The sequence below is a fragment of the Stenotrophomonas maltophilia R551-3 genome (assembly GCF_000020665.1).
Lineage (GTDB): Bacteria > Pseudomonadota > Gammaproteobacteria > Xanthomonadales > Xanthomonadaceae > Stenotrophomonas > Stenotrophomonas maltophilia_L.
Genome location: NC_011071.1, coordinates 395,805 through 419,912, shown reverse-complemented (window position 1 = coordinate 419,912; position 24,108 = coordinate 395,805). Strand labels below are relative to the sequence as shown.

Annotated in this window: 20 protein-coding genes; 8 read left to right on the top strand and 12 right to left on the bottom strand. The window is 66.4% G+C overall.

Annotated features, from left to right (window positions below; all coding sequences use genetic code 11):
• The first annotated feature begins 205 nt into the window (after positions 1–205).
• Complete coding sequence (gene scpC, locus SMAL_RS01825) at positions 206–1,720, top strand: succinyl-CoA:acetate CoA-transferase ScpC (protein ID WP_012509864.1); 1,515 nt, start codon at positions 206–208, stop codon at positions 1,718–1,720.
• 119 nt (positions 1,721–1,839) lie between these two features.
• On the opposite strand, the gene hglS is transcribed toward scpC, so the two are convergent.
• The 9 genes from hglS to SMAL_RS01780 form a co-directional block, all read right to left on the bottom strand.
• Positions 1,840–3,204 carry a 2-oxoadipate dioxygenase/decarboxylase HglS gene (gene hglS, locus SMAL_RS01820; RefSeq protein WP_012509863.1) on the bottom strand — a complete coding sequence of 455 codons (1,365 nt, stop codon included), beginning with the start codon at positions 3,202–3,204 and terminating at the stop codon, positions 1,840–1,842.
• Between the two features lie 162 nt (positions 3,205–3,366).
• A complete protein-coding gene (locus SMAL_RS01815) occupies positions 3,367–3,855 on the bottom strand; it encodes a hypothetical protein (protein ID WP_012509862.1) in 489 nt (162 codons plus the stop codon).
• 31 nt (positions 3,856–3,886) lie between these two features.
• The gene (locus SMAL_RS01810) at positions 3,887–4,639 is read right to left on the bottom strand and encodes an HAD family hydrolase (RefSeq protein ID WP_004139358.1); all 753 of its coding nucleotides are present in this window, start codon (positions 4,637–4,639) and stop codon (positions 3,887–3,889) included.
• Positions 4,640–4,734: 95 nt separating this feature from the next.
• Positions 4,735–5,145, bottom strand: a complete 411-nt coding sequence (locus SMAL_RS01805; protein WP_004139214.1) for an EF-hand domain-containing protein — start codon at positions 5,143–5,145, stop codon at positions 4,735–4,737.
• 232 nt (positions 5,146–5,377) lie between these two features.
• Positions 5,378–5,749, bottom strand: a complete 372-nt coding sequence (locus tag SMAL_RS01800; RefSeq protein WP_012509861.1) for a hypothetical protein — start codon at positions 5,747–5,749, stop codon at positions 5,378–5,380.
• Between the two features lie 232 nt (positions 5,750–5,981).
• Entirely contained in the window at positions 5,982–6,695 is a 714-nt protein-coding gene (locus tag SMAL_RS01795) for a M15 family metallopeptidase (protein WP_012509860.1), read from the bottom strand.
• Positions 6,628–8,181: a serine hydrolase domain-containing protein gene (locus SMAL_RS01790; RefSeq protein ID WP_012509859.1), complete on the bottom strand. Its 1,554-nt coding sequence runs from the start codon at positions 8,179–8,181 to the stop codon at positions 6,628–6,630. The genes SMAL_RS01795 and SMAL_RS01790 overlap by 68 nt, the downstream gene beginning before the upstream one ends.
• A gap of 55 nt (positions 8,182–8,236) precedes the next feature.
• A complete protein-coding gene (locus tag SMAL_RS01785; protein WP_012509858.1) occupies positions 8,237–11,260 on the bottom strand; it encodes a TonB-dependent receptor in 3,024 nt (1,007 codons plus the stop codon).
• 51 nt (positions 11,261–11,311) lie between these two features.
• Positions 11,312–12,802, bottom strand: a complete 1,491-nt coding sequence (locus SMAL_RS01780; RefSeq protein WP_041864464.1) for a transglutaminase-like domain-containing protein — start codon at positions 12,800–12,802, stop codon at positions 11,312–11,314.
• A 132-nt stretch (positions 12,803–12,934) separates the two neighbouring features.
• On the opposite strand from SMAL_RS01780, the gene SMAL_RS01775 reads away from it, so the two are divergent.
• The 6 genes from SMAL_RS01775 (at position 12,935) to SMAL_RS01750 (ending at position 19,248) form a co-directional block, all read left to right on the top strand.
• The gene (locus tag SMAL_RS01775; RefSeq protein ID WP_012509856.1) at positions 12,935–14,374 is read left to right on the top strand and encodes a C40 family peptidase; all 1,440 of its coding nucleotides are present in this window, start codon (positions 12,935–12,937) and stop codon (positions 14,372–14,374) included.
• Positions 14,371–15,465: a dipeptide epimerase gene (locus tag SMAL_RS01770; protein ID WP_004139139.1), complete on the top strand. Its 1,095-nt coding sequence runs from the start codon at positions 14,371–14,373 to the stop codon at positions 15,463–15,465. Before SMAL_RS01775 ends, SMAL_RS01770 begins: the two co-directional genes overlap by 4 nt.
• Positions 15,466–15,886: 421 nt before the next feature.
• On the top strand, positions 15,887–16,735 hold the full coding sequence (locus tag SMAL_RS01765) for a MurR/RpiR family transcriptional regulator (protein ID WP_012509855.1): 849 nt from the start codon (positions 15,887–15,889) through the stop codon (positions 16,733–16,735).
• A 15-nt stretch (positions 16,736–16,750) separates the two neighbouring features.
• Positions 16,751–17,512 carry a L,D-transpeptidase family protein gene (locus SMAL_RS01760; protein ID WP_012509854.1) on the top strand — a complete coding sequence of 254 codons (762 nt, stop codon included), beginning with the start codon at positions 16,751–16,753 and terminating at the stop codon, positions 17,510–17,512.
• Positions 17,509–18,810, top strand: a complete 1,302-nt coding sequence (locus SMAL_RS01755) for an APC family permease (protein WP_012509853.1) — start codon at positions 17,509–17,511, stop codon at positions 18,808–18,810. Before SMAL_RS01760 ends, SMAL_RS01755 begins: the two co-directional genes overlap by 4 nt.
• 108 nt (positions 18,811–18,918) lie before the next feature.
• Complete coding sequence (locus SMAL_RS01750) at positions 18,919–19,248, top strand: hypothetical protein (RefSeq protein ID WP_012509852.1); 330 nt, start codon at positions 18,919–18,921, stop codon at positions 19,246–19,248.
• A 52-nt stretch (positions 19,249–19,300) separates the two neighbouring features.
• Here the strand turns inward: SMAL_RS01750 and yiaA are convergent, their stop codons facing one another.
• Complete coding sequence (gene yiaA, locus SMAL_RS01745) at positions 19,301–19,753, bottom strand: inner membrane protein YiaA (RefSeq protein ID WP_012509851.1); 453 nt, start codon at positions 19,751–19,753, stop codon at positions 19,301–19,303.
• Between the two features lie 170 nt (positions 19,754–19,923).
• Between yiaA and SMAL_RS01740 the strand changes: the two genes are divergently transcribed.
• Complete coding sequence (locus tag SMAL_RS01740; protein WP_012509850.1) at positions 19,924–21,087, top strand: PQQ-dependent sugar dehydrogenase; 1,164 nt, start codon at positions 19,924–19,926, stop codon at positions 21,085–21,087.
• Positions 21,088–21,204: 117 nt separating this feature from the next.
• Here SMAL_RS01740 and SMAL_RS01735 read toward each other — a convergent pair whose 3' ends face one another.
• Positions 21,205–21,741: a hypothetical protein gene (locus tag SMAL_RS01735; RefSeq protein ID WP_012509849.1), complete on the bottom strand. Its 537-nt coding sequence runs from the start codon at positions 21,739–21,741 to the stop codon at positions 21,205–21,207.
• Between the two features lie 131 nt (positions 21,742–21,872).
• A complete protein-coding gene (locus tag SMAL_RS01730) occupies positions 21,873–24,047 on the bottom strand; it encodes a glycoside hydrolase family 3 N-terminal domain-containing protein (protein ID WP_012509848.1) in 2,175 nt (724 codons plus the stop codon).
• Positions 24,048–24,108: the final 61 nt, after the last annotated feature.

Below are 24,108 nucleotides of genomic sequence, written 5' to 3'. Positions count from 1 at the left end.
AACTGCCAGCGGGCTCTGCTCCCTCCCCCACGTCGGGATGCAGGTCCATCGTGCGGGCTGCGAAAGCACTTTGCACGCTGCACTGCAAAACAAAACCGGCGGGTTTGGGTGACCCCTGCGGGAAAAGCCATTCCACGAAGGTAGAACCCCCCGTACGGATGAGGATGGCCGATAATCGGAATTCCCCCCAGCAACACGTGTCGTCATGTCTGTTGATCGCATCGCCAACGCGCGTCTTCGTGACCGCGTGGTCTCCGCGGAGGCCGCAGCCGCGCTGATCCAGCCCGGTGAAACCGTGGCCATGAGCGGCTTTACCGGCTCCGGGTATCCCAAGGCCGTTCCCGTCGAACTGGCCCGCCGCATCGAAGCGGTGCATGCCCAGGGCCAGCCCTTCCAGATCAGCCTGATGACTGGCGCCTCCACCGCGCCGGAACTCGATGGCGCGCTGGCCAAGGCCGATGGCATCGCCATGCGCATGCCGTTCCAGAGCGACCCGGATGCGCGCAACCGCATCAACGAGGGCAAGCTGGATTACATCGACATCCACCTCAGCCACGTGGCCCAGCACGTGTGGTTCGGTTTCTATGGCGAGATCGATACCGCCGTGATCGAGGTCTCGGCCATCCGCGAGGATGGTTCGCTGGTGCCCTCCACCTCGGTCGGCAACAACAAGACCTGGCTGGACCTGGCCAAGAAGGTGATCGTCGAGGTCAACGAATGGCAGCCGGCCGGCGTCGACGGCATGCATGACATCTACTACGGCACCGCGCTGCCGCCGCACCGCAAGCCGATTCCGCTGGTGAACGCCAACGACCGCATCGGCGACACCGCGCTGCGCTGCGACCCGGACAAGATCGTGGCCGTGGTGCGCACCAACGGCCCGGACCGCAACAGCCCGTTCAGCCCGATCGATGCGACCAGCGAGCAGATCGCGTCGCACCTGATCGAATTCCTCAAGCACGAGGTGAAGAAGGGCCGCCTGCCGCCGAACCTGCTGCCGCTGCAGTCGGGCGTGGGCAACATCCCCAACGCCGTGCTGGCCGGCCTGGCCAAGAGCGGCTTCCGCGACCTGGCCGCGTTCACCGAAGTGATCCAGGACGGCATGCTCGATCTGCTGCGCGACGGCGTGCTGAGCTACGCCTCGTGCACCGGCTTCGCGCTGAGCCCGCAGGCCAACGAGACGTTCAAGGAGAACATCGATTTCTACCGCGAGCGCATCATCATGCGCACGCAGGAAATCTCCAACCATCCGGAACTGGTGCGCCGCCTGGGCTGCATCGGCATGAACGGCATGATCGAGGTGGACATCTACGGCAACGTCAATTCGACGCACGTGATGGGCACGCGGATCATGAACGGCATCGGCGGTTCGGGTGACTTTGCCCGCAATGGTTTCCTGTCAGCGTTCCTGAGCCCGTCCACCGCGAAGAACGGCACCATTTCGGCGATCGTGCCGATGGCCAGCCATGTCGACCACACCGAGCACGACGTGTCGGTGATCGTCACCGAACAGGGCCTGGCCGACCTGCGTGGCCTGACCCCGCGCAAGCGCGCGCAGGTGCTGATCGACAACTGCGCGCATCCGGATTTCCGTCCGCAGCTGCAGGATTACTTCGACCGCGCCAGCCGCGAGAGCTACGGCAAGCACACCCCGCACTTGCTGCCGGAAGCGCTGTCGTGGCACCAGCGTTGGCTGGATACCGGCACGATGAAGGGCTGATCGCCGTCGGGGTCGGATCCCTTTCCATTGGAAAGGGCTCTGACCCCAGGTACGGACATCGGGTAGAGCCGGCCGCTGGCCGGCTCCCCAGAACAGCCGGCCAGCGGCCGGCTCTACCTTCACGCGGTGCGCAGCGCCGCCAGCGATTCGGCCTGCAGCCGCTCGTAGATCTCGAACTCGTCATGCACCGCCACGCCCAGCGCCTGCTCGAAGGCTTCGCGGTTGGCATGTGCGGCATAGGCGCGCTGTTCTTCACCGCCCAGGTTCGACTGGAAGATGCCTGCGGCACTGACCGGCAGGAAATCCTCGTAGACGATCGGGTCGGCGGTGGCCAGGCCCGCGGCCACCAGCACTTCAGCTGGCAGATCAGCCACGCGTTCCGGCGCAGCGCGGCCAGCGTCGGTCAGCTGGTAGCGGTAATAGCCCAGGCCTTCCTGGCGCAGCGTGTCATGGTCATCCGGGAAGCTGGCGAACACCGCCTGCAGGCGCTGGCCGTAGTCGCCACCAGTGCTGCCTTCGCCACCGGCATCGCGTGCCTGCGACAGCAGCTGGTCGTACAGCGCGCGGCCCTTCGGGGTCAGCGCAAGGCCACGCTGTTCGATCTCGCCGAAGCGCGCGGTATGGGTACCGGCATCGCCACCTTCGCTGTCCGGGAACTGCACGGCTTCTTCCAGTGCCTTGAAACTGGTCTGCCGCAGCAGGATCGGGCAGGCGCGGCGCGGCGGGCCTTCGATCACCGCCTTGGCGGCCATGCCGTATTCGATCATCGCGGCCTGCGCGGCATCGATGTCCAGCGTGCGCGGGGTCAGGTGGTTGATGTGCGGGCCGCGGAAGCTGACCACGTCGGCCACCAGCCGGTGCGCGTTGTGCAGCGCGTGGTAGGTCGGCAGATCGACGGTGGCATCGCCGTGCCAACGGAAGGTTTCCAAGGCTTCATCGACAAAGCGCTCGGCGTCGGCCTGCGACAGCCCGCCGTCACGCTCGGCCTGGTCGATCAGCGCCAGCGCGCCGTCGGTGAAGATGCGGCGACGTGCCAGGATCTTTGCCGACTCGGCACGCAGGGTTTCGTCTTCGATCAGCTCCAGGCGCAGCAGCGAGGTGAACACGCGGAACGGGTTCTGCGCCAGCGCGGCACCGGTGAGCGGGCGGAACGCGGTGGAGTGCACCGGCACGCCGGCCACCGACAGGTCGTAGTAGCCCACCGGGTACATGCCCATCACCGCGAACAGGCGGCGCAGCGTGGCCAGTTCCTGCACGGTGCCGACCCGGATCGCGCCGTGGCGCTCTTCATCCAGGCGCGCGCGCTCGTCGTTGCGCTGCAGCTGCGCGGCCAGCGCAGGGTCCTGGTCAAGCACCTGCGCGTTGATCCGCTCCACCAGTTCCACCAGCGTGCCGTACAGCGGCACTTCGGTGCGGTACATGCGGGACATGGCCTGCGCGAACAGGCGGCGGATCACATCAGGCGAAACGAAAGAGGCGCTCATCAGTCACTCGATTACGGGAACGGGGAACAGCGAGAACCCGTATTGTCGCCGGAGCGCGGGGCCGCGGCGATATGCAGAGCAACATGAGAAATATGGGTAGCGCCGGGCCATGCCCGGCGGATTCCAGGGCCGCGCTGCGCGCTCGCCGGGCGTGGCCCGGCGCTACCGCTTCAGCTGGCGCTTCAGGGTGGCATCCAGGGTGATCGGCCGGTCCCAGTGCTGGTAGCTGGCCACGATGGCATGGCGCACGGCGCGGTAATGCAGGTTGTCCGGCTTGGTCGGCATGCGCTTCACCACCGTCTCCCAGCCGCCCTCCGGGTCCTGGCTGAAGGCGCGCACGCTGTCGCGGCAGGTCTGGCCGCTGGCCTTGGCCCAGAAGCAGGCGAAGTAGATGTCCCCGGCCTGCCAGCCATGGGTGGTGAACAGCGCGCTGATGTAGCCGCGCGGCACGCCGGCATAGCGCGACACTTCATCGAGGAAGGCGTCCGGGTAGCGTTCGGCGTAGTGATTGATGTCCTGCAGCTGGGCATCGACCCAGCGGTCACCGGTTTCCACCTCGTAGGCGGCCGAACGCTCGGCGGTCTGCTGGGCCAGCACGGTGGCCGGCGCCAGCAGCAGGGACAACAACAGTGCGCGCAGTCGGACGTTCATGCCCCGATTCTGCCGCAGCCGCCGCGCCCTGTCAGGCCGCCGCCGAGGCCTTGGCCTCGATCGCCGCCAGTGCGGCCGGCCAATCGTGGGCGGTGTCGGCGGTGACCATGCGCGGTTCGTCGTCGGCCACGCCGTGCTGGGTCTCGTGGGCCCAGGTCACTGCGTACGGGGTATGCACGCCCCAGCCGCCCAGGGTCACCACCGGCTCGATGTCCGAACGCAGCGAGTTGCCGACCATCACGAAGCGCTGCATCGGCAGGTCGAATTCGGCCAGCACGCGGGCGTAGGTTTCCGGGTCCTTCTCCGAAACGATCTCGATGCGCGGGAACAGCTCGGCGAGATTGGCGACCTTGATCTTGGCTTCCTGGTGGAACAGGTCGCCCTTGGTGATCAGCACCACCGGATAATCTTCGGCGATCGCAGCCACTGCTTCACGCACGCCGTCGATCAGCTCGACCGGGTGGCGCAGGGTGTCGTGGCCGATCTCCAGGATGCGCTGGATGTCCTTGGCCTCGATGCGCTGGCCGGTGATGTCGATGGCCGCTTCGATCATCGACAGCGTCATGCTCTTCACGCCGTAGCCGAAGGTACCCAGATGGCGCTGCTGCACTTCCAGCAGGTGACGCGCGGTCTGGGTGTCATGCACGTCGACATAGCGCGACAGCAGGTCAAGATAATCCTGCTCGGCCTTGCGGTAGTAGTCCTCGCTCTTCCACAGCGTATCGTCACCGTCAAAACCGACCAGGCCGATGGCGCGCGACGGCGCAGGCGTGGGGGTATTCATCGGCCAAGGATACAGGGGCGGCGTTGACGAGAAAAACCCGGGCGGCCGCAGCCGCCCGGGTCCCCATGCACCGGTCTTCCCGAATCAGGCGTGGATCAGCGGCCCTGCGCCGCGCCGGCACCTGCACCGGCCTGCTGGGCGGCCACGTAGGCCTTGTACTCATCGGCGCTCAGCTCGCCGTCCTTGTTGGTATCGGCCTGGTCGAACACCTGGGCGAGGCCGGCGTTCACCTGCGCCTCGGTCTTGCTGATGGTGCCGTTGCCATCGGTATCGATGCTGGCCCAGGTCTGGCCACCGCCATTGGCCTGTGCCGAAGCCGCTGCGGCCGCATTGGTCGCCTGGTCAGCCGCCTGCCCTGCCTGTGCCGCCGACTGCTGCGCCTGTGCAGCCTCGTTCTGTGCCTGCGCGGCCTGCTGCTTGGCCGACTGGGCCATCGCCGGAATGGCCAGCACGCTGCCGGCGGCGACGATCAGGGCGATCAGGGGCTTGCGGTTGCGAATAGTCATCAGGGGTGTCTCCTACCAATTGGGTGGTGTTGCGCGGCGTGTTGTCTCCGCACGGCACCTACCCTGCCACCGCGTTTCTGAATCGATTTTGCGTCGCGACCGGCGTCAACACGCACGATTAACCACTGACCTACGCGCATGCTTTAGCGCGGTGGTTAGCACGAAGTGAGTGGCTCATAAGCTGCGCATTCAGCGCTGCCTGATTTAACCGGCAACCAACGAAAAACCTGCGTCAGTCGACGTTCTGCGCCGATGACCGCGAACTGAACATCACCCAGCCGAGGGCAACACCGGCAAGCGCACCGGCGATTTCCAGCACCACGCGGCTGCCGAGTTCGTTCGGATCGTGGATGGTGGCGAGGAACAGGCGCGCATACAGGGGCGACTCCAGGCGCACGATGCCCATGTAGAACAGCTTCCAGGCATCGATGCCGGCGGAGATGATCACGGCGATGACACACGACCAGCCGATGGCGTGGCCGACCGTCCAGTGCAGCAGCCGGCACAGCTGCGACCACAGGAAGTACACCAGCAGCCCGACCAGCAGGGCGATGGCGCCCGCTTCGAGGGTACCGAGCAGGCCGAAGTGCAGGGGAAGGTTCATCGGGTGGGCAACGGTGGGATGGCGGCCAGTGTAAGGGTATCGGCAGGGCGGCGCCCTGCTGCGCGCCATCGCGCCAATCCGGTTTCTGGTAGATCCACGCCATGCGTGGACGAAATCTCCATCGAAATCGAGTACTCCGATGATTGAACGAAAGGCGTCCACGCATGGCGTGGATCTACCGTGTCGACCAAGGTCGACACCTACCAACAGCGGCGCCCCTCTGCCGATGTCCCTACCGCACGGGGACGTCGTATGCGGTGCCGGGGTCCGGTTCGGGCTGCAGGGTGTAGTGCCACCACTCCTTCGGGTAGTTGGCGAAGCCTCGCCGGGCCATCGCGCTTACCAGCTGCTGCCGATTGGCCTGCTGTGCATCGCTCAGTCCGCTCGTCTGCGTATGCGCACGTGGGCCGAAGAAATCGAAGTCGGTACCCATGTCCATCGGCTTGCAGCGACCGTTGCGGCAATCCAGCAGACCGAGATCGACCGTGGCGCCGCGGCTATGGCCGGAGCGCTCGGCGATGTAGCCGTCGGCCAGCAACCGTGGCTTGTCCAGATCCGGGTACTGCAAAGCCTTCCGCGAAAGCTCGCTGGGGTCGTTCACCCAGGCCATGAAGGCCTGCACCGAACGTACCGGCCGATAGCAGTCGTAGATGCGCAGGCCAAAGCCATCCGCGCGCAGGTCCTGTTCCACCTGCGCCAGCGCCTTCGCCACCGGCGCCAGCAGATAGCAGGACGGCGCCTCGTAGCCCGGCACGCGCGCACCGGTGAAGTTGTTGGCGCCGGCGTAGCGGATGTCCATGTCGATGCCTGGCGACAACGTGCGGATCTCCACTAATCCGGCGCTGGCGGCATCAGTGGCCGGTGAAACGCGCGGTGGCTCAGCGGCGCGGGTGGTCGCTGCCAGCGCAGTCGCCAGTACGAGTGAAATGCAGATCCTGGAAGTCATAGCTGAAGTCGATGTCCGGGTCGATGGCACGCAGGTCCAGCGTGGGCGGCGCACCGTCACCGGGCTGCAGCCAGGCCTGTGCGTCTTCGCCCAGCGTATCCCAGCGCAGCAGCCAACGCCCCTGCAACTGCAGCACCGTGGCCCGCAGCTTTGGCGACTTGTCCACGCTGAAGCGCAGGCCGTCCGCGCCCGGGCACAGTGAGGCCGGACCCAGCCACGGATCGCGGTAACGGCCCTGCCAGCGTGGCAGATCCGTGCGGCTCGTCTCCTGCGCCGCAACGGTGGACGGCCGCGAATGGCCGGTCGCCGCCCGCGTTGCCTGGTCCGCCTTCAGTTCGGCCAGGTACTCCATCGCAGGCCGCGCTTCATCTGGCGCGGTGAAGCGCTTCAGCGCGGCCTGCATCAACGCGACACGCGCATCCTCGCCTTCGCCATTGATCAGCATCACCACGCCCACCTTGCGGTCGGGCAGCAGCGCCAGCGACGAGTACATGCCCGACAGCGTGCCGGTGTGCGCCACCTTCCACTGTCCATCCATGTCGGACACCCGCCAGCCGTAGCCGTAGCCATGGAAGTGCGCGTTGTCCCAGCGCCGCTGGCGCTCACCCAGCGGCATCGGCATGTGCAGGGTCCACAGCGTGCGCCGCTGCTCGCTGCCCAGCCAGTCCGGCACCAGGGCAGGATCCAGCAGCACCTGCATCCAACGCGTCATGTCACGCAGCGAACAGCGGATGCCGCCAGCTGCCATCGACGGCAGGTCAGGGCTGGTCTCACCGTCGGCGTTCACCACCTCGTTGCGTTCACCACGCCAGGCGTGCGGCTGCGCCACATTGCCCACGCGCTTCACCGACCATGCCCCCACTTGGCAGCGCGTCATGCCCAGTGGTTCAAACACCTGCTCGCGCATCAGCTGGTCGTACGGTTTGCCACCGGCCGCAGCAGCCACTTCACCGGCCACCACGTACATCAGGTTGTCGTAGGCATAGTGGCTGCGGAAGCTGCTGACCGGCTTCAGGTGCGCCAGTCCGGCGATGATATCGGCGCGGGTGAACGCGTTCGGCTCCGGCCACAGCATCAGATCGCCGGCACCTAATCCGAGCCCACTGTTGTGGATCAGCAGATCGCGCACCTGCATCTGCCGGCCGACCCACGCGTCATGCATTCGGAAGCCCGGCAGATGCCGCTGCACTGGATCGTCCCAGCGCAGCTTGCCCTGTTGCACCAGCCGTGCCAGCAGCGCGGCGGTCATCGCCTTGCTGTTGGAGGCAATCTTGAACAGCGTGTCGTCATCGATGCGGCCTCCATCACCACGCGTACCTTCCACATGGCGATGGACCACCTGCCCGTTCTCGACCACCGCCATCGCCAGTCCGGGCAGATGCTCGACGCGGACCACGGCGGCGACATCCGCATCGATGGATGCGGTATCGGCTGCCGAAGCGGAAGGAGCGGTCAGTGCCGCTGCGAGGATCAGCAGATGGTGCATGCGGGCAGCGCCTCCATTGCCCGCGCCGTCACGGTGGACGGCGCGGATCACGGCCTCAGAAGTTCCAGGTCACCACCAGCTGGGTGTAGCGCGGCGCCTGCCAACGCGTGCCGGTTGCGAAGGTAGCTTCGCGGTACTGTCCCGGCTGCGCTTCATAGCGCTGATGCACGTTGATGGTCTTCTGGTTGTTGAACAGGTTGTACACCGACAGCCGCGCGCTGAGGTCGATGCCCTCCACCGGCAGGCGCCAGGTCACATTGGCACCCATGGTCCAGGTCCACGGCAGGCGACCGAACGCGCCGCGCGGGCTGTACTCGAACTGGCGTTTGTCGTACGGGCCCGAGCAGTTGGCCACGCACAGCCAGCCGGTGCCACCGCCGCTGCCTTCGCTGGAGGTACTACCACCGGCGATGGAATCGTTCGGCCACATCACGCCGTAGGCAGTGATCGGGCCACCGGACTGCACCTGCAGCGTGGTGCCGAACGACCACTGCTTGTTCAGCGCGTAGGCGGCACGCAGCTTGAACTGATGGCGGAAGTCGTTGAACAGCACGCCGTAGCGCTCGTTGGTGGCCGGATGATCCCAGAACTGGACCATGCCGGTGTCGCCGTAGTTGGTATCGGAGTTGACCGGGCCCTCGAAGTTGCCCTCGCTCTTCGACCACAGGTAGGACGCGTTGAGCATCCACTTCTCGTCCCATGCACGGTCGATCTGGAACTCCAGCGCCTTGTAGGTGCGCTTGGGCTTGGAGTAACCGATCACCTCGCCACTGCCGCCCTTGCGGTAGCCGCTGTTGGCGGTATCGATGGTGATCCAGCCTTCATTGGCGCAGCCGATGCTCTTGTCGCCCCATATCGTCAGGCTCTCGCCCGGGTTGGCGATCGGCCACAGCGTGCTCGGGGTCGGGCCACAGGGGGTGTAGTTGATGCGGATGTCATCCAGCGCGCGGGTCATGCGCCGATAGGTAGCATTGACGCCCCACGACCAGGCCTGGTTGATCATGTTCTGGAAGCCGAGGATGTACTCATCCTGGTAGACCGCCTTCAGGTCGCGGTCCACGCTCTGGCGCAGATCGGCGCCACCGGTGTTCATGCGGGTGTCGGTCGGCCCGATCTGCTGGCCGACGATCGGTGCCATGTACGGCGAGCCGGTCGGCGAGGTCTTCTGCTCCCAGCCGTTGAGCACGTAGTAGCTGTACTCGTCGGTCAGGCCACCGGCGAAGTTCACGTTGATGTTGTTGGTCACCGGCAGGTAGTAGCGGCCTGCGTTGCCGAACAGCTTGGTGCTGCCATCACCGCGCATGTCCCACGAGAAGCCGACGCGCGGTGCGATCAGGTCGTCCATCTTGATGAACGCCTTGCCGGCGGCGGTGCGGTTCTCGAAACGGTCCCAGCGCACACCGAGGTTGAGCATCAGGTTCGGGGTGATGTTCCAGATGTCTTCCAGGTAGAACGCGTTGGCCTCGGTCTCGAACTTGCCGCCGGACTGGCGGTTGCGTGCGCGCAGCATCTCGGTGACGCCGGCCGGAACATAGGCGTTGGCGCCGTCCCACACTTCATCGCCGGGCCGCGCGACGTAGGCGGTATAGCTCAGCGCGGTCGGTCCCGGGTAGCGGGTGGACTGGTCGGTGGTCATCAGCTCGCGGTCCACGCCGAAGCGCAGCAGGTGGTCGCCCAGCTGCCACTCGAAGTCCAGGCGGGCCACGTCGCGGGTGTCATCGCGCTCGGCCACCGCCGTGCCGGTGGGATGGCAGCCGGCGCGCAGGCCCTGCAGCTTGCCCAGGCGCGGACCGTAGGTGCTGTCGGTGAACACCGGGCTGCAGGCCTGGTCCAGCGACGAGTTGGTGAACGCACGCTGCTTGTTCTGGCCGACCATGGCGCGGGCAGTGAAGTTCTGCCCGAAATGACCGGTGTAGGTCGCCGACCAGTTGCGGCCGCCGGTCTCGGTGATCGAGTCCCCCCCCCAGGCGCCAAGCCGGTCGTTGTTCCAGTTGTAGCCATACGAGGCATTGGTGACGTCACCCTCGTCGGAGAACGCCAGCAGTGCCAGGCTGTGGTTGTCGTTGATGTTCCAGTCCAGCTTTGTGCCCCAGAAGCCGTTGCCGGAATCATTCTTGAACCAGGTACTGCCATCGGACGATGTGTTGTGTCCCTTGTCACTGCGGTCCTCGTACATGGCGAACAGGAACAGCTTGTCCTTGATGATCGGGCCGGAACCCCAGACGTTGGTCTTCAGGAACGAATTGTTGTCGCGGCTTCCGTAGGAATGCGGCGTACCGTCACGGTGGAAATGATCGCCGCCACTGGAACGCCACGCGCTCGGTTCAGCGGTCACTTCCACGCCGCCTTCGAACACGTTGCTGCCCGAACGGGTCACCGCATTGATCACGCCGCCGGTGGAGCGGCCGAACTCGACCGAGTAGCCACCGGTCTTGACCTGGAACTCGTTGAAGAAGGCGAATGGCGCGGTACTGAAGCCGCGCCGGGTGTACATGTCGGTGACATTGAGGCCGTTGATGAAGACAGCGTTCTCGGCCACCGAGGAGCCGGCGAACGACAGGCCACCAAACGACGAATTGCCCCCCACCACGCCCGGTGCCATCAGCGCGACCGCGGACAGGTCCTGCGCTACCGGCAGCCGTGAGATCTCCTGGCGGTTGATGTTGAACGAGGTTTCGGTGGAGTAGACATCCACGCGGTTGATCACGCGGGTGCCGCGCACCTGCAGTGCATCGAGATTGGTGACACCGCCACCACTTGCCAGGTTGACCGTGGTGGTGCCACCGACGGCGACGCTGACCGCGACCTGATCGCCCAGCGCCTGGCCCTCACGGCTGAGCTGCAGCTGGTAGTCGCCTACCGGTAATTGACCCAGGCGGTAACTGCCATCGGCACCGACGGTGACGGTGCGGGTCAGGCCGGTACTGCTGCTGACCACGGTGACCTGGTCGCCGGCGGTGGCACGGCCGGCCACGGCGCCACTGACATTCTGTGCCAACGCGATGCTGGGCAGCATCGCGCCCAGGCACGCCCCGAGGGCGACGCACAACGCCGCCCGCTTGATGGTGTAAGCCTTCATCCCCTGCTCTCTCCTGCAAGAATTGAATGGTGGTGTGGGTGGTGTATCGCGCTAGCGTTGCCCGGCTGGCAGTACCCGCCACTGGAAGTCGTAGTTCCATTGGTCGAAGTACAGGTTGCCGCCTGCCCACTCGGCCTCGCCGCGCTGCGAGTCGACCGTTTCCGAGCGGTGGTGCTGTTTGGCCGGCACCAGGGCCTGGCCGAAATCGTCGTTGAAGGCGATGCGGTAGCCGTCGAGGCCACCGAGGTAGAAATCACGCAGCGCGGGCGTATCGCTGGCCAGCGCACCAGTGGTCACGTCCATCGGCAGCCAGCCATACGGCGCCAGGTAGACCTGCCCCCAGTCATGCAGGTTGTTGTAGCCGCTGCCATCGTCGGAGAACACCATGCCCGACTGCCAGCGCGCGGGAATGCCGTTCATGCGCAGCAGCGCGATCAGCAACAGGGTCTGCTGCCCGCAGTCGGCATGGCCGGCGCGCAATGCGTAATCACTGATGCTGCTGATCGTGGAGTATTCGCGCGCGCCGGCCCACGGAATGCGATCAACGGCGGTGAACAGCTTTCGCACCACGTCATACGGGCGGGTTTCCCCCTGCAGCACCTGGTCGGAGAACAGCTTCAGTGCCGGAGTGAAGCGCACATGCGGCAATTGTTCGGCCAGGTAGGGTTTCAGTGCCGCATCGGCCGGCGTGGCCTGCACCTTGGCCGGATCGATCGCAGTGTGGTGGGCGAAGATCGATACTGCGTAGCGGATCTCGAAGTGCGTCGGCTGCCCAGCCACCGCCTTTGCTTCCAGATAAGCGGTGCGCTGCTGAGCGCTGGCCGGTGCCACGCGCGCCCTGCCGGGGGTGCCGCCCAGCCACTGCACGCGTTCCTGTTGGCCAGGAATTTCGCGCGGGTATGGAATCCAGGCACGAACCGTTTCCCCCGCCGGTACCGCATCGGCCTTGACCGTGAGCGACTGGATGAATTCGATGCGCTGCGGCAGCACCGAGGCCTGGCCGCTCTGTTCTGCCACCGCGATCACGCGCGCATGGTGTGCATTGAGCACTTCGTTCGGGCCGGGCGCCGGCAGCGGCGCATCCGCGCGGCGGCGTGCGCGCGCTTCGTCGCTGAGCAGGAACAGGTTCGACGGTGCGCGCTTGAAGTACCAGCGCGTGCCGTCGATATCGAGATGTTCGATCAGGCCGAGCTGGTCCCAGCGCGCGAATTCTTCGTCAGTCAGGTCGGGAATCCAGCGGCGTACTGCCGCCTTGGCAGCGGCTTGGTCCAGGGAGAAATCCAGGCGGATCCGCCGCATGCGCTCCTGCTGGAAGCCGATGTCCTGTTCGCTGACGCCAGGTTCCGCCGCATCCGCTGCCGACCACGTGTTCAGCGCACTTCCCGCTTCGAAGAACCGTCCCGCATCGATCATCTGCACCACCTGCGCGAACTGCGTGGCCGACGGCGGTGGCTGCGCTCCCGCCGACCACGCGCACAGCAGCAGCGCGGCACTCAGGCCGGCAGCAGCAGGCAGACGCAGTTTGCGAACGGCAGGATCCACAGCGACACTTCCCAAGCGCGGGTGGTAACGGCTGTGTAACACGGGCCGGGGGGGCGGTCAATAATTTATTCTTGATTTCGACACAGAAAGGAATAAATATTCCTACAGGCATTCGAGGAGGGTGTGCAGCGCATGATCCTGGCTTCCCGCGAACCGCGCCGGCACTGGCCGCGCCGGTTGACCCTGGCCCTGTGCCTGCTGGCCGCACCGGCCTTTGCACAGGCCACCCCGGCGCCCGATCCCGGCGCACCGCTGCCGTATGTGATCGGCCTGCACGAGGCCTACCTCACGCCGGGCTACTGGGCAGCACGGCTCGAAAACGCCGACACCCCGATCCTCGACCGCATGCAGATCGACGCGCAGAACGCACGCATGCGGGCGCAGGACAGACACATCCAGGACATCGCCGTGCTGCCCGCACAGCTTGATGCAGCGGCAGTGCGCGGCAGCATCACCGCACTGTCGAGCTGGCCCACCCGCACGCTGTACAACGACGAGGGCCAGGCCATCACCCCGGCACTGCGCAGCGCGATCGAAGCCAATCTCGGTCTTGATGCCATTCCCGCGCAGACGACACCGCAATACGGGCTGGTGGTGAAGCGCGCCGCACTGCGCACCTTCCCCACCCGCGAGCGCGTCTTCAGCACCGTCGGCGACACCGACATCGACCGCTTCCAGGAATCGGCTCTGTTCCCCGGCGACAAGGTCGCCGTGGTCCATCGCAGCGCCGATGGCCGCTGGCTGTTCGTGCACAGCGAACGCTACAGCGCGTGGATCGAGGCCGACGCCATCGCCAGCGGCGACAAGGCCACGGTGCTCGGCTACGGCGCGAAGGGGCCGTACCGCATCGTCACCGGCGCCACCGCACAGACCGCCTACACACCGGAAGAACCACGCGTCTCGCGCCTGCAGCTGGACATGGGCGTGCGCCTGCCGGTGCTGGCTGACTGGCCGGCCGCCGAACCGGTGAACGGCCAGCAGGCGCACGCCGCGTGGGTGGTGCAGCTGCCGGTACGCGAAAGCGATGGCCGGTTGAAGTTGGTACCGGCGCTGCTGCCGCGTTCGCAGGACACCGCCGCCGACTACCTACCGCTGACTCCACGCCTGCTGCTGCAGCAGGCCTTCAAATTCCTCGGTGAACGCTACGGCTGGGGCCACGACTACGACACCCGCGACTGCAGCGGTTTCGTTTCCGAGATCTACCGCAGCTTCGGCGTGCTCCTACCGCGCAATACCAGCGCGCAGGCGGTCAGTCCGGCGCTGGACCGCGTGCCGTTCACCGGCAAGGACGGCAAGGCCGTGCGCGACAGCGCCGTCACCGATCTGCAGGTGGGCGATCTGGTCTACATCCCCGGCCACGTGATGATGGCCATCGGCCATGTCGACGGCCGCACCTGGGTCATCCACGATACGGCGGGCGGCAGCTGGTACGGTGCAGACGGCAAACGCGTGCAGGCCCATCTCAATGGTGTTTCGGTCACCCCGCTGGAGCCGATGATGGCCAGCGACAGCGTCCGCTACATCGATCGCATCACCAACATCCAACGCCTGCGTGCCAAGACTCCTGAATGAAGATCACTGCCATCGAACTGGGCATGCTGCGCGTGCCGCTGAAAACACCGTTCAAGACCGCCCTGCGCACGGTGGAAACCGTGGAAGACGTGGTGGTGCTGATCCGCACCGATACCGGCCACACCGGCTATGGCGAAGCACCGGCCACCGCGGTGATCACCGGTGATACCCACGGCTCGATCATCGAGGCGATCCGCCACTTCATCGCGCCGCGCCTGATCGGCCAGGACGTGGTCAACCTCAACCATCTGTGCACGCTGGTGCAGACCGCGATGGAGCGCAACAGCAGTGCCAAGGCGGCGGTGGAGATCGCGCTGTACGACCTGTGGGCACAGCTGCATGGCGCGCCGCTGTACCAGATGCTGGGCGGCGGCGACCCGGTGATCACCACCGACATCACCATCAGCGTGGACTACATCGACAAGATGGTGGCTGACTCGCTGTCGGCGATCGAACGCGGCTTCGAGTCGCTGAAGATCAAGGTTGGCAAGGACATCGGTCTGGACATCGAACGGGTCAAGGCAATCCACGCCGCCGTGGAAGGCCGCGCCCTGCTTCGGCTGGATGCCAACCAGGGCTGGACCGCCAAGCAGGCGGTGCATGCGATGCGCACACTGGAAGAGGCCGGCGTGGTGCTGGAGCTGCTGGAGCAGCCGGTGAAGGCGGCCGACATCAGTGGCCTGAAGTACGTGACCGACCGCGTCAACACGCCGGTGATGGCCGACGAAAGCGTGTTCAGCCCGAGCCAGGTGATGGACCTGATCCAGCAGCGCGCGGCCGACATCATCAACATCAAGTTGATGAAGACCGGCGGCCTGTCCAACGCGATCCGCATCGCCGACATCGCCGGTATCTACGGTGTGCCCTGCATGATCGGCTGCATGATCGAATCGAGCATCAGCGTGGCCGCGGCGGTGCACCTGGCGGTGGCCAAGAGCGATGTGATCACCAAGGTCGACCTCGACGGCCCCTCGCTGGGCCAGTTCGACCCGGTCAGTGGCGGCGTGCACTTCAACGAATCGGAGATCAGCATCAGCGACGTGCCGGGGCTGGGCATCACCGAAGTGCGCGGGCTGGAGATGCTGGGTTGAACCGCGCAGTCGAGCATGGCTCGACTCTACAAGGGCCGTGCGTATCTGATGCTTGGTCGGGCGTTACTTTTCTTTTCGCGAAAAGAAAAGTAACCAAAAGAAACGCTCCGCCGGCCGCGAGCCGACGTGCTGCGCACGTCGGTGCCCTGTGCTCCTCGGTCCGGCGAGGGACGGCGCGGAACTCGCTGCGCTCAGACACCCGCGCCTCTTCGCCCTCGCCGGACCTGCGGTGCTCGGCTCGCTTGAAGGCGGACTCAACGTCAAAGGCAACAACTGCCCCCCGTAGATCCACGCCATGCGTGAATGCTCCTGCTTCTGCTCTACCCCGTACCCCCCTCGCGGCTGGCACCCGCCCGGCCCATTCCATGACACGCTCTACGCTGCCAACCGCAACGCGCCTATCCTTGCCCGGACTCCCCGCATGCCGCCCCTGCTGAAGATCCGTTCCGAGCGCGGGCAGATGTCGGCCATCGAGCGCCGCATCGCCGACTTCATCCTCGACAACGCCCACCTGCTGCGCGACTACTCGTCCCAGCAGCTGGCCAGCGCGTTGGGCATCAGCCAGTCCAGCGTGGTGAAGTTCAGCCAGAAGCTCGGCTTCAAGGGCTACCCGGACCTGAAATACTCCATCGGTCAGGACGTGGCCCGCGCGGGTGCCGACCCGCAACAGGCGCCCAGCGAACCAGACAGCGGTGACGACTACCTGCGCCTGGGCGAGGCCCTGCGCCGCAGCAAGGCACAGGCCGAGGAGGAAACCCGCCAGGCCAATCCGCGCGAGGAGATCGAGCGCATCGTGCAGCTGCTCGATGGGGCACCGAAGCTGTTCGTGTACGGACTGGGTGATGACGGCCTGTACGCGCGTGAGTTCGCCATGCGGCTGTCGCTGCTCGGGCTGCTGGTGGTGCCGCATACCGACCCGATCCTGATGCTGGCCAACCTGTCAGCGGCACGCCCGGGTGACGTGCTGTTGATGTTCTCCGAGTTCGGCAACCTGCCCCAGCTGTCGCAGCTGTCGCGGCAGTTCCAGGATATGGGCGGCAAGGTGATTTCCATTACCCGCCACACCGCCAACCCGCTGCGCGCGCATGCTGATGCCGCGCTGGCGGTGTGCGCGCACGACCGCACGCCGCAGGTCGCGCAGCTGCTGTACCGTAGCGCCATGCACGCGCTGCTCGATTTCCTGTTCGTGCTGCTCTGCCACGCCAATCCGGACCGCCAGCAGCAACTGGCGGTGAACCTGGAGCGGATCGACCACCTGCTGGATTCCTGACCGGAGCGCACGTTGATGAATTCGCTGGCCCGTCTCGCCACCACTGCGCTGCTGCTTGCCGCTGCGATGTCCGCCTACGCTGCGCCGCTCGATGGTGCACGCCAGCTGATCGTGGTCACCAGCGACAACTGGAGCAGCACCCAGGGGCAGCTGCAGGCCTATGAACGCGACGGCAAGGGCTGGCGCACGCACGGGCAGGGCTTCCCGGTCGCGCTCGGCCGTACCGGCAGCGCGTGGGGTCTGGGCCTGCATCCGGCGCAGGGCGATGGCCCACAGAAGCAGGAAGGCGATGGCCGCAGCCCGGCCGGCGTATTCGCGCTCGGCAGCGCCTTCGGCTATGCCATCACCCGCCCCCGAACTGCGATGGCCTACCAGCCCATGCTTGAAAGCAGCTACTGCATGGATGTGCCCGGTTCACCGTTCTACAACCGCATCGTCGATGCGAAGAAGGTCGGCAGCGCCGCGATCAAGGGCTCCACCGAGCCGATGCGGCTGGACCTGCACAACAAGGGCGACGTGCGTTACCAGGAAGGCTTCGTGATTGCCCACAACCCGGACAACCAGCCCGGCAAGGGCAGCTGCATCTTCGCCCATCTGTGGCGCGCGCCCGGTGAGGCCACGGCCGGCTGCACCGCCATGCCGCAGGCACGCATGCAGGCGCTGCTGGACTGGCTGCGGCCGCAGGATACGCCGCGCTTCGTGCTGCTGCCGCGCGCCGAGTACACGCGCCTGCAGGCACAGTGGCAGCTGCCCGCACTGAGCGGAGACGCCCGTTGAGCGCGCAGGACGAACCGCAGCTGCAGCGCGCGGTCAGCCGCTGGCAGATCGTCGGCCTGTCGATCAACGACGTGATCGGCAGCGGCATCTACCTGCTGCCGGCCGCCACCGTCGCCCTGCTCGGCCCCTTCAGCCTGTGGGGCGTGGTCGCCGCCGGCATCGTCGTCGCGCTGCTGGTGCTGTGCTACGCACAGGCCGCCAGCTACTTCGATGAACCCGGCGGCAGCTACCTGTATGCCCGCGAGGCGTTCGGCCGTTTTGCCGGGTTCGAGATCGGCTGGATGATCTGGCTGACCCGCATCAGCTCGGCGGCCGCGCTCAGCAATGCGCTGGCCGATGCGGTGGCACGCTTCTGGCCCTGGGCCGGCGCCGGCATGGGCCGCATCGCGGTGATCGTGGTGTCGCTGGGCTTCCTCACCGGCGTCAACATCATCGGCGTGCGCTCGGCCGCGCGGACCGGCGTGGTGCTGGTGATCGGCAAGATGCTGCCGCTGCTGCTGTTCGTGGCCATCGGCGCGTTCTACATCGATCCGCAGCTGGTGTTCTCCGGCCAGCGCCCGGACCCGCACGACCTGCAGCGTATGGGTGAAGCCGCCTTGCTGCTGCTGTACGCCTACGCGGGCTTCGAGAACATTCCGGCTGCGGCCGGCGAGTACCGCAACCCACGCCGCGATATTCCATTCGCACTGATCACCATGATCATCACCGTCACCGTCATCTATGGAGCGGTTCAGGTGGTGGCGCAGGGCACGCTGGCCGGGCTGTCCAGCTCGGCCACGCCGCTGGCCGACGCCGCCGCCGGCTTCGGTGGTGAGGCACTCGCGCTGATCCTCACCGTGGGCGCGACCATTTCCATCCTCGGCACCAACAGCAACACGATGATGATGGGCCCGCGCTTCCTGTTCGCGCTGGCGCGCGATGGCTACGGGCCGAAGATCCTGGCGCAGGTGCATCCGCGCTTCCATACACCGGCCGCATCGATCCTGTGCCAGGGCCTGATCGCGCTCGGGCTGGCGCTGTCGGGTTCGTTCGTGCAGCTGGCGCTGCTGTCGATGACCACGCGCCTGTTCGCCTACATCGGTACTGCCGCCGCAGTCCTGGTACTGGCCAAGCGCTACGCCGACCGCCCCGGTGCGCTGAAGCTGCCCGGTGGCCCGCTGATTCCGGTACTGGCGCTGTTGCTGTGCCTGGCCCTGTTCGCCAGTGCCAGCTGGCAGAACATCGCCGCCGCGCTGGTCGCCTTCGCCATCGGCGCAGTGATCTACAAACTGCCGCGCAAGGATGCCGACGCCGGGTGAACGGTGGCGCGCCCTGACCGGCAGATTGATCTGACGATCACGCTGCCGGCCCCGGCCGTTAACCGCCACGCAGGCACGATCAGGCTTCGTCAACAACGGAGCCCTTCCATGGCCGAATACCAGATCCCCGGCCGCGTGCCGGACGACAGCACGCCGCGCGACGCGGTCAGCAACTACTGGCGCGAGCGCTATACCTCTGAACCGTACTATGACGACCAGCTGTTCTTCGACGACTACGAACCGGCCTACCGCATCGGCCACTCGGCCCGCGCGCAGGACATGATCCGCGCCTACGAGGAAATGGAGGGCGAACTGGAATCACGCTGGGCCAGCGAACGTGGCAAGAGCCGGCTGGAGTGGGCGCAGGCGCGCAATGCCGTGCGCCGTGGCTGGGAGGAAGCGCAGCAGGTGGAACCGCGCCTGGCACGCGGCCCCTGACGGACCCGATATGCGGCAGCGCCGGGCATGGCCCGGCGCTACCGTTGCTGCATCACTCCTGTTCCGGCAGCGGCGGGACGCCCGCACTGCGCTTGCTTTCACCGCCACCGGCGGCGATCAGGTCACGGGTGTTCTTCTGCACCGCCACCGCGCCGAACAGCGACAGCGCATAGGCCATGCCGTAGAAGCCCTTCTCGCTCAGAACCAGGGTGGCGTTCCACAGGCCAACCAGCAGCAACAACAGCGCAGACAGCAAGGCGAACCAGCACAGCGCGTAATACAGGCCACTCACCGGAATGCCCTCGACACGGTCGCGCACGCTCTTCTGCAGCGACACCGCTGCGAACAGGCCAAACAGCAGCAGGGTGAGGTAATAGCCCTTCTCGTTCAGCGGCATCTCCGCATTGAACAGGCCTACCAGGTAGGCCACCGCGCCGAGCAGCAGGGCCACCCAGGAGGCGGCAATGAAGGCCGGCGAGGGTCGATGGATGATCGGTGCGTTCATTGCGGTTCCTTGCAGTCAGGCGGGCATGCTTTGCCCGGGCGAACCCACCCTAGACGATCCCGCCGCCGCCGCACAGGGGGAAACAGGACCTTCGGGCCAGGACCGTCACCGCCCCGGTGGTATACAAGGGAGAGCCTGGCCATCCGCATCCCCTTCCGCTGGAGATACCCATGACCCGCACGCCCCTGCTGCTCGCCCTCGGCCTGTTGCCGATCCTCGCCACCACGGCCTGCAGTGCCGCCGGCCCCGATGCCAGTGGGCAGAAGGCTGCCGCCACCAGCGCCGCTGCAGACCAACGCCCATTCACCGCCACCGAGGTCAGCCGCTTCGACCAACCGTGGGCAATGACCTTCCTGCCCGATGGCAGCCTGCTGGTGACCGAGAAGCGCGGCAAGCTGCAGCATCTGGACCTGGCCAGTGGCCAGAAGCATGAAATCACCGGTGTGCCCAAGGTCGCCTACGGTGGCCAGGGTGGTTTCGGCGATGTGATCCTGCACCCGCAGTTCGCAAGCAACCACGTGATCTACCTCAGCTATGCAGAGGAAGGCACGCTGGACACCCGAGGCGCTGCCGTCGCGCGTGCCACGCTGGCGCTGGATGCCAAGGGTGGCGGTGAGCTGAAGGACCTGAAGGTGATCTGGCGACAGACGCCCAAGGTCAGCGGCGAGGGCCACTACGGCCACCGCCTCGTCTTCGGCCCGGACGGCAAGCTGTGGATCAGTTCCAGTGAACGGCAGAAGTTCGATCCGGCACAGGACATGGGCGGCAACCTCGGCAAGATCATCCGCCTCAACGATGATGGCAGCCTGCCCACCGACAACCCGTTCGCCTCGCAGGGTGGTGTTGCCGCGCAGGTGTGGTCGCTGGGCCACCGCAACATCCTCGGCATGGCCTTCGACGCCAACGGCAAGCTGTGGGCCCACGAGATGGGCCCGGCCGGTGGCGACGAACTGAACCTGATCGTGCGCGGCGCCAACTACGGCTACCCGATCGTCTCCAATGGTGACCATTACGACGGCCGCCCGATTCCCGACCACAGCACCCGCCCGGAATTCGCCGCCCCGAAGGTGACCTGGACGCCGGTGATCTCGCCGGCCGGCTTCGTCATCTACAGCAGTAACCTGTTCCCGCAGTGGAAGGGCAGCGGCTTCATCGGCGGCCTGTCATCCACCTCGCTGGTGCGTGTGGCCTTCGATGGCGACAGCGCGCGCGAAGCCGAACGCTTCAACATGGGCGAACGCATCCGTGAAGTGGAACAGGGCCCGGATGGCGCACTGTGGCTGCTGGAAGACGGCAACAAGGCGCGCCTGCTGAAGCTCACCCCGAAGACCTGATGTCCTGGTAGTGCCGGCCGCTGGCCGGCACCCTGGGTTCTTCCGGCATCCTGCGGTTGCCGGCCAGCGGCCGGCACTACCCATACGAAACGGCCCCGTATGCGGGGCCGTTCGCATTCACTGGATGGTGATGACCTTCACCTCGGTCTTCGTGCAGGCCTGGTCCAGGCACTGCCCGTTCAACCACACCTGGCCATCACCGATCATCACGCCCTGCTGGTTGACGAAGACCTTGCCGAAGTCCTGTTCGGACACCGCCTTGACCACCGCCGGCGTGATGATCTTCTCGTAGCTGCGCTGGAACTCACCGGGGCCGGTGATCTTCTTTCCGTTAGCGATATTCAGCGGGAAGCGCACCTCTTCCACCACCGCAGCGCGATCACCACCGACCACCGCAGTCCTGAAGGCGTTGAACACCTTTTCGTACTGCGCGGCATCGCCGAGCAGGCTTTCAATGCGCGCACGCGCGTCTTCCGCGGGCGCATCCGTCGGTGCGGCGCCGGCCGGCTCGGCAGCAGCCTTCGCCGGTTCAGCCGCAGGCGTCGCCGCGGCACTGGCCTCCATCGGTGGCGGTGCATCCACCGCAGGCTCGGCCGGCGGCTGCGAACAGGCCGCCAGAAACAGGGCGGGAATCAACACAGCGATCATGCGCATGCGCGGGCATCCATCGGTTCAAGGATGCCGATGGTAGCGCCGCCGCAGTGAGGACAACAAAAAAGGGGACGGAGGGGATTAAGTCGTTTGTGGCACAAACGACTTAATCCCCTCCGTCCCCTTTTTCTCGATCAGGCCTTCAGCAGCTCGAACTGCACGGCCTCGCCCACGGCCGAAGATGCGCACACCCACACATCGAACTGGCCCGGCTCGGCACGCAGCACGCCGTCGCGGCCGGTAAACGCCAACTGCTCGCGGCTCAGGGTGAACACCACCTCGGTGGACTCGCCCGGCTGCAGCGCCACCTTGCGGAAGTCCTTCAGCTCGCGCACCGGACGCACGCGGCTGGCCACGCGGTCGTGGATATACAGCTGCACCACTTCTTCACCGGCCACGTCACCGCTGTTGGTCAGCGTGGTGGTGATGGTCAGGGTGTCGTCCCAGCCAAGCTGGGCTGCGCTCAGTTGCGGCACGCCGTAGGCGAAGGTGGTGTAGCCGATGCCATGCCCGAACGGATACAGCGGCTCGTTCGGAATCTCGCGCCAGCGCGCCTTGAACTCCGACATGGTCGGCAGTTCCGGCCGGCCGGTGCGCGGGTGGTTGTAGAAGTACGGCTGCTGGCCGGACACCTGCGGGAAGCTGACCGGCAGGCGGCCCGACGGGCTGTAATCGCCGAACAGCACATCGGCCACGGCATGGCCGGTCTGCGTGCCCAGGTACCAGGTCACCGCCACCGCCTGCGCATTACGCACGGCGCCCTGCAGGGCCAGCGCGCGACCATTGCGCAGCAGCACCACCAGCGGCTTGCCGGTCATCGCCACCGCTTCGGCCAGCGCCTGCTGTGCCGGCGGCAGGGTGATCTCCACGCGCGACTGCGCTTCGCCGCTGTAACGCTGCGGCTCGCCCAGCGCCAGCACCACCACGTCGGCGCGCAGCGCGGCGGCCACGGCCGCTTCGGTGCCACCGGGGATGGCCACTTCCAGTTCGCAGCCAGGCACGATTTCCAGCAGCGATTCATCGCCGATGGCGGCGCGCACGCCGGTTTCCAGGTCCACGTAGCGCTGCTTGTCGCCAAACAGCGTCCAGCAGCCTTCGATGTTCTCGCGGTCCTGCACGAACGGGCCGATCAGTGCGATCTTCTGCCCGGTCTTCTGCAACGGCAGCACGTTGTCGCGGTTGTTCAGCAGCACGATCGAGCGGCGCGCGGCATCGCGCGAGAGTTCGTCATGGTCGGCGATATGCGAGGTATCGGCTTCGCGCGCCGGATCCAGCGAACGGTACGGGTCGTCGAACAGGCCGATGGTTTCCTTCAGCCACAGGATGCGGCGCACGCCTTCATCCAGCACCGCCATCGGCACGTCGCCGCTCTCGACCAGGCCCGGCAGGTGCTCGGCGTAGAAGCCACTCTGCATGCTCAGGTCGAGGCCGGCGGTGAACGCCTTGGCGGTGGCATCGCGGTCGTCGGCGGCATAACCGTGCGCGACCAGTTCCATGTCGGCGGTGTAATCGGAGATCACCACGCCCGGGAACTTCCACTCACCGCGCAGGATGTCGGTCAGCAGTTCGGCGTTGGCACTGGCCGGCACGCCGTTGATGTCATTGAACGAGGACATCACGGTGATCGCGCCGGCGTCGAACGCAGCCTTGAACGGCGGCAGGTGCACGTCGCGCAGGGTCTGCGGCGAGATGTCCACCATGTTGTATTCCATGCCGGCCATCACCGCGCCATAGGCGGCGAAGTGCTTCGGCGTGGCCAACAGCGAATCGTCGGCGCGCAGGTCGCTGCCCTGGAAGCCGCGCACGCGGGCGGCGGCGAATGCACAGCCCAGCACCACGTCCTCACCAGCGCCTTCGGCACCACGGCCCCAGCGCTGGTCGCGGGCGATGTCCACCGCCGGCGCATAGGTCCAGTGCAGGCCGGCAGCGGTGGCCTCGACGGCGGTGGCACGGGCGGTGCGCTCGGCCAGCTCCGGTTCGAAGCTGGCGGCCTCGCCCAGCGGAATCGGGAACACGGTGCGCATGCCGTGGATGACGTCGGCAGCCAGGATCACCGGGATGCCCAGGCGGCTCTCTTCGGTGGCGACCTGCTGGATGCGGCGGCCCAGCTCGGCGCCCACACCATTGAACAGCGAGCCGACCTTGCCCTCGCGCACCTGCTGCAGCACCTGGTCGGCATTGCGCACGTTGGCTTCCGGGTTCACGTCCGGGGCGAACGGGCGGACCATGTCCGCGAAGACACCCAGCTGGCCGACCTTTTCCTCGACGGTCATCTGGGCAATGAGGGATTCGATGCGATCGGAGGCCACCGGCAGTCCTTGATGAAAACGTTTACAAGCCCGGCATTCTAGCGATCCCGGGCGATTTGGC

What these genes read in the sequence shown, in the direction of transcription:
- SMAL_RS01770 (WP_004139139.1), top strand. Translation starts at nt 14,371, where the DNA reads ATGAAGATCACTGCCATCGAACTGGGCATGCTGCGCGTGCCGCTGAAA.
- SMAL_RS01805 (WP_004139214.1), bottom strand. Translation starts at nt 5,145, where the DNA reads ATGACTATTCGCAACCGCAAGCCCCTGATCGCCCTGATCGTCGCCGCC.
- SMAL_RS01800 (WP_012509861.1), bottom strand. Translation starts at nt 5,749, where the DNA reads ATGAACCTTCCCCTGCACTTCGGCCTGCTCGGTACCCTCGAAGCGGGC.
- hglS (WP_012509863.1), bottom strand. Translation starts at nt 3,204, where the DNA reads ATGAGCGCCTCTTTCGTTTCGCCTGATGTGATCCGCCGCCTGTTCGCG.
- scpC (WP_012509864.1), top strand. Translation starts at nt 206, where the DNA reads ATGTCTGTTGATCGCATCGCCAACGCGCGTCTTCGTGACCGCGTGGTC.
- SMAL_RS01775 (WP_012509856.1), top strand. Translation starts at nt 12,935, where the DNA reads ATGATCCTGGCTTCCCGCGAACCGCGCCGGCACTGGCCGCGCCGGTTG.
- SMAL_RS01785 (WP_012509858.1), bottom strand. Translation starts at nt 11,260, where the DNA reads ATGAAGGCTTACACCATCAAGCGGGCGGCGTTGTGCGTCGCCCTCGGG.
- SMAL_RS01790 (WP_012509859.1), bottom strand. Translation starts at nt 8,181, where the DNA reads ATGCACCATCTGCTGATCCTCGCAGCGGCACTGACCGCTCCTTCCGCT.
- SMAL_RS01740 (WP_012509850.1), top strand. Translation starts at nt 19,924, where the DNA reads ATGACCCGCACGCCCCTGCTGCTCGCCCTCGGCCTGTTGCCGATCCTC.
- SMAL_RS01815 (WP_012509862.1), bottom strand. Translation starts at nt 3,855, where the DNA reads ATGAACGTCCGACTGCGCGCACTGTTGTTGTCCCTGCTGCTGGCGCCG.
- SMAL_RS01750 (WP_012509852.1), top strand. Translation starts at nt 18,919, where the DNA reads ATGGCCGAATACCAGATCCCCGGCCGCGTGCCGGACGACAGCACGCCG.
- SMAL_RS01810 (WP_004139358.1), bottom strand. Translation starts at nt 4,639, where the DNA reads ATGAATACCCCCACGCCTGCGCCGTCGCGCGCCATCGGCCTGGTCGGT.
- yiaA (WP_012509851.1), bottom strand. Translation starts at nt 19,753, where the DNA reads ATGAACGCACCGATCATCCATCGACCCTCGCCGGCCTTCATTGCCGCC.
- SMAL_RS01760 (WP_012509854.1), top strand. Translation starts at nt 16,751, where the DNA reads ATGAATTCGCTGGCCCGTCTCGCCACCACTGCGCTGCTGCTTGCCGCT.
- SMAL_RS01795 (WP_012509860.1), bottom strand. Translation starts at nt 6,695, where the DNA reads ATGACTTCCAGGATCTGCATTTCACTCGTACTGGCGACTGCGCTGGCA.
- SMAL_RS01765 (WP_012509855.1), top strand. Translation starts at nt 15,887, where the DNA reads ATGCCGCCCCTGCTGAAGATCCGTTCCGAGCGCGGGCAGATGTCGGCC.
- SMAL_RS01735 (WP_012509849.1), bottom strand. Translation starts at nt 21,741, where the DNA reads ATGCGCATGATCGCTGTGTTGATTCCCGCCCTGTTTCTGGCGGCCTGT.